The organism is Carnobacterium sp. (assembly GCF_032094055.1).
Classification (GTDB): domain Bacteria; phylum Bacillota; class Bacilli; order Lactobacillales; family Carnobacteriaceae; genus Carnobacterium_A.
Window position 1 is genome coordinate 1 of record NZ_DAMDAK010000074.1, and the last position, 5073, is coordinate 5073.

3 protein-coding genes and 1 pseudogene are annotated in these 5073 nt (G+C 37.2%); all 4 read right to left on the minus strand.

The window, feature by feature from the left end; genetic code table 11:
• Positions 1-117, minus strand: a pseudogene (locus RT405_RS10515) (S-(hydroxymethyl)glutathione dehydrogenase); the annotation flags it as partial.
• Positions 118-407: 290 nt separating this feature from the next.
• Positions 408-1505 carry a diguanylate cyclase gene (locus RT405_RS10520; RefSeq protein WP_313469567.1) on the minus strand — a complete coding sequence of 366 codons (1098 nt, stop codon included), beginning with the start codon at positions 1503-1505 and terminating at the stop codon, positions 408-410.
• 53 nt (positions 1506-1558) lie between these two features.
• On the minus strand, positions 1559-2281 hold the full coding sequence (locus RT405_RS10525; RefSeq protein WP_313469569.1) for an EAL domain-containing protein: 723 nt from the start codon (positions 2279-2281) through the stop codon (positions 1559-1561).
• 543 nt (positions 2282-2824) lie between these two features.
• On the minus strand, positions 2825-4735 hold the full coding sequence (locus tag RT405_RS10530; protein WP_313469571.1) for a heavy metal translocating P-type ATPase: 1911 nt from the start codon (positions 4733-4735) through the stop codon (positions 2825-2827).
• Positions 4736-5073 lie beyond the last annotated feature (338 nt).

Below are 5073 nucleotides of genomic sequence, written 5' to 3' on the forward strand. Positions count from 1 at the left end.
AACAGCTGTATCTGTAATTTTAACTAATACTTCCCCTTTTTTAGGTCCTGCTACATCAATTTCTACGATTTCAAGAGGTTGACCTGGTCCAAATGCAACTGCTGCGCGTGATTTCATTTTAACGTTCTCCTTTTATCTATCAAATTAAATCAAAATATAGGGAATGTACGCACTCTATTGCTTGTACATTCTACTTACTTTCCCTAAAAAGTGGATCTTAGTCAAATGATACCATGCTTGTTCTTTCGCTACAACTTGCTCCAATTGTAGCTGCTTACCCTTTCTAGTTATTTTTTCATATTCATTATGCTTTCAATCAGAAAGGTTGTGCAGTAGACCAGTCGAATCTTTTTTGGTCTAAAAACTGATTGCTTAACGTTCGAACAGTTTTATTTGCTTCTTTCGTTCTACTCACTTTCCAGTGTTGCTCCGATCACTTGGTTTCTTCCTTGATCTTTTGCCATGTATAAGCACCGATCTGCTAACCGAAACAGTTTCTTCATATCTTTTTGTTGGCTAGAAGCAGCCAAACCAATTGATACGGTTATGTTGATGCCCGCTCCATTTTCCAGTAAGAATTCTTTACCTGCCACGCTGACTCTAATATTTTCAGCCACTTCTTTTTGTTCTTCATAAGACAAATGATTTAAAATCAAACAAAATTCTTCTCCACCCACACGGTAAATCAGTTCATGATCTGGAGCTCCAACATTTAAAATTACTGCTAATTGCCGCAAAATAAAATTTCCATTTGCATGTCCATAATTGTCATTGATCCATTTAAAATGATCGATGTCTAATATCATAAAAGCGGTCTTAGTGATTGATTTATCCGCTTGGATCATTTTCCATTTTTTATTGAACGCTCTCATATTGTATAAGCCGGTCAAGTAATCCATTTGGGCGTGTTCTTGTTCCTCTAAATACAGATGAAGATTTTTTATTAAATCTTCTATAAAAGCAGTCACTGCAATGACTACAATACTAGAAAGAATCAGTAAACTAAAGCAAATAAGGATACTCAATAAAATATCATCATATAAAAAGTACAAATTCAGGCTAATAGCTGCAACGCAAACCACATTAAGCCCAGATAAAACAGCGTAATTATTAAATCGTTTTGTTAACTTGCTGCTAACATACGGCAATAAAAGTCCCAGCAAAACATACACAAACGCGGTATGAATCGAAGCAGGATTAATTCCTAATAACAAACGCAATGCTGCAATCAAAAAGGCAGTTGGAATAGAAACTGAAGGACCAAAATAATAAACCAGCAGAATCAAAATAATTTGTCGGAAATCCAGTATTGCTTCTTCAGGTAAGGTAACTGAAAAAAGCATTAAAATGAAGCTCGTTATACTAGCTATGCCGATCATCCCTAGCTTCTTTTTTAAGCTAAGCGTATAATTTTTTTCTTTTGGGATCAATTTAACAAAAACATAGGATACGGTACAAAGAATAGAAATATTGGCAATCACACTTAAAAAAATAGATGACAGCATAACAAACTCCTTTCATCAGCTAGTCACAGGAAACAAATAAAGTCAGTAAGTTGTTAATAACCTTTTTTTATACATTTTGAAGGTTTTCCAAAATAGTATCCTTGCTGAAGAAACATCCCTTGTTCTCTCAATTCATCGCTCATTTTTTGATTTTCAACACCTTCTATGATGAGGTCAAGTTGATAGTCTTCAGAGAAACGTTGCCAAGCATGCAAGAAAAGCTGCAAGGTCGCTTCGGTTAGCTTCTTTTTACTACAATTTACCATTGAAAATTTAATTTGATCCAGATAAGGAGTGTATTTTAAGACCTCCTCTAACGAATTCCTCCCTGAGCCAACATCATCTAATGCAATGCAATACCCTTTTTCTTTGATTGAGGCAAAAATAGACAAAAAATGCTGGTCGATCGTTAAAGAATTAATCGTATCGTTTGAAGCAGTAAATAATGGAGCATCTTCTGTTATTTCAATAGTCAATTGTTTAGCATATGGCTGCATTTCGGTAAAAAAGACATGAGTCTCCGGGTAAAATAATTGTTTTGGTGCAAAATTAATTGAAAATTGTACGGTTGGACATAAAACCACCAAACGCATCAGTTCTTCTTGGAACCACTTTAAGAAAAGCGAATGCTCTTTTCTATCGTGGATTATTTCAGCCATTTTTACAACTGGGTAATACGGATGTTGCTCATTATTCCTTAATAAGACCTCATATCCAATCAGTCGTTTGTTTTGCACATCGACTTTAGGTTGAAAATGAAATTGTAAGTCCTCCATTTAAAAGCCTCCCCTTACTACTTCAAGCGATTAGTTGCATTAAAAAATAAAACACAGCATAGTTTCTTCATTTGGCAATTCAAAAAGGGAATTTGGCTAAGGAGTAGTGGATACATCTGCTATCTAGTGTAGTGAGTCAGTAACTTCTCAGAATCGTATGAATCATATTTTTTTATTTTGGTCCTTTTAGAGATTTTATAATTTCGCATAGTTCTATTTTATTCATAAAGTAGGGAATCCTTTTCCAGCATGAGAGCCATCGAAAGGTTACCTAAAGAAAAATGCGTATAAATGGATGTACTCTAACTGAATTCTATAGTTTACATTTGCATTCTGTTATTTATATCACGTACTTTATTTTTAATCTATTATTTTGTATTCAATTTACTTTTTTATTCCATTATTATGTCAAACTTGTTCACAATTTTTTGGAACCTAAACAGCAAAAAACACCACCCAATAAATGAAGCTGCTAAAGAGTCAAATAATCCTATCTGCTCCTTTAGCAGCCTCCTATTTGGTAGGTGCCTTCTTCTAAAGAATTTAAACAGTATGCGCTGCTTCTGATGTCAGGTTAGCTTCGATTTTCTTGCGGGCTCTTTTACCTTTTAAACGATAGTTCAATAGTCTCATTCCATTGAAAATAACGACTAAGATGCTTCCTTCATGGACCAGCATGCCGATAGACATATTCATCCACTCACTGAAGAAGACGCTGGCCAATAAGACCAAGACTACACCCACTGCGATAATAATATTTTGTTTCATATTTAGTGCTGTGGCTTTCGTCAAACCTAACGCATGCGGCAAACGGCTGAAATCAGAGTTCATTAAGACAACATCGGATGTTTCAATGGCAACGTCTGTCCCATTTCCCATCGCAATTCCAATATCCGCTAAAGCTAAGGAAGGACTGTCGTTGACCCCATCTCCAACAAAAGCAACGACTTGGCCTGCTCTTTGCAGTTTCTCAATATGAGCCGATTTATCTTCTGGCAGCATGTGTCCATGTGCTTCTGTTAACCCTAGCTCACGAGCAACAGCATCCACCGTTCCTTGATTATCGCCAGAAAGAACAACTAGATTTTTTACGCCTAATGTTTTCAACTCTTGCAGGTCTTCTTTTACTCCCGGACGAACTTGATCACGAATACCCATCAGAATCTTCAATTCGCCATCGACCGCTGTCAGTACCAGCGAGTTGCCATTTTCTTCAAAGCGTTCCACGTCTTTTTGTGCTTTTTTACTAAATGCTACGTGTTCTTTTTCCATCAATGCAACATTCCCAATAGCTAGCCGGTGTCCATCCACATGTGCTACAACACCGCCCCCTTTGACAACTTCTGTTCCTTCAACGGTAGAAAAAGTCGTTTCGCCAATTTGTTGGAGGACAGCTTTTGCAAGCGGGTGATCGGATTCGCGTTCCACACTTGCCAAATAACCGAGTACTTCAGTGCTCTCTTCTCCATAAAATTCTGTTTCCGCTACAGTTGGGTTCCCTACTGTCAAAGTTCCTGTTTTATCAAATACAATCGTATCCACTCGGCTGAAGTCATGAATAACTTCGCTTCCTTTTAGCAGAACCCCATTACGAGCACCATTTCCAATACCTGCAACATTCGAAACTGGAACTCCGATAACCAATGCCCCTGGGCAGCCTAGCACCAAAATGGTAATCGCCAATTCAATATTTTGGCTGAACAGCCACACACCAAATGCCAGTACCAAGACAACTGGCGTGTAGTATTTGGCAAAGCGGTCAATGAACCGTTCTGCTTCAGACTTAGAATCTTGTGCTTCTTCTACCAATTCAATGATTTTTCCAAATGTCGTGTCTTCTCCTACTCGATCAGCACGAATTTGGATCGTTCCATTTTCCAAAATGGTGCCTGCAAAGACTTCTGAACCAACTGTTTTGTTTGCTGGAACGGATTCACCGGTGATACTGGCTTCATTGATGTGGCCTTCACCTGAAATAACGGTTCCATCTACCGGGATTTTCGCACCGGTTTTAACGAGTAAGACCTCTCCTTCGTCTACTTCTTCCACATCTACTTCTTCAAATTCTCCATCTTCCATTTGCCTTAAAGCACTTTCTGGTGCCATTTCAGTTAATTCTTTAATAGCAGAACGGGTTTGATTTAATGTACGTTGTTCCAAGAAATGCCCAAATAAAAATAAGAAGGTAACAATAGCTGCTTCTTCGTAATTTTGGATTAAGAAAGCTCCGATAACAGCGATCGTGACTAGCAAATCGATACTCACAACTTTTACTTTTATGGCTTGATACGCTTGGATAGTAATCGGGGCGACTCCGAAAATAGAAGCGATGATCAAAGACCATTCAGAAATCGTTACATTTTCTAAAATGAATTGGCTAAAGAACCCTAACCCGATCAACATACCGCTGATCAACGTCATTTGATTTTTCTTGCTTAGTATATAGTGCTGCATGATTTTTTCCTCCAATGTGTATTTTGTTGTTAAATAAAGTATAGAACAATTTCAAAATGTATAACTTGACGGCTATCAAGTTTGGAGACTTTCTATTCACTTTATTTAAGCTAGTTAAGAAAAAAATCCCAGAAAGAATATCCAGCTTCTTTCTAGGATCACATTTTTCTTAAGAATACATCAAACTTGGTATGCTTGATCTGTTTCAGAAAGCATATTGTATACTGCAGCATAAGTTCCGCAAACATCATCAGGAATGGTGTAATTGTTTGTAATTTTACGCAATTGAATAAATTCTGCATCCAAATTAGGTCTAGCTGAACCCGCTGTTTGCATTT

Excerpts from the sequence above, each read along its gene's own strand:
- RT405_RS10520 (WP_313469567.1), bottom strand. The coding sequence starts at position 1,505 with ATGCTGTCATCTATTTTTTTAAGTGTGATTGCCAATATTTCTATTCTT.
- RT405_RS10525 (WP_313469569.1), bottom strand. The coding sequence starts at position 2,281 with ATGGAGGACTTACAATTTCATTTTCAACCTAAAGTCGATGTGCAAAAC.
- RT405_RS10530 (WP_313469571.1), bottom strand. The coding sequence starts at position 4,735 with ATGCAGCACTATATACTAAGCAAGAAAAATCAAATGACGTTGATCAGC.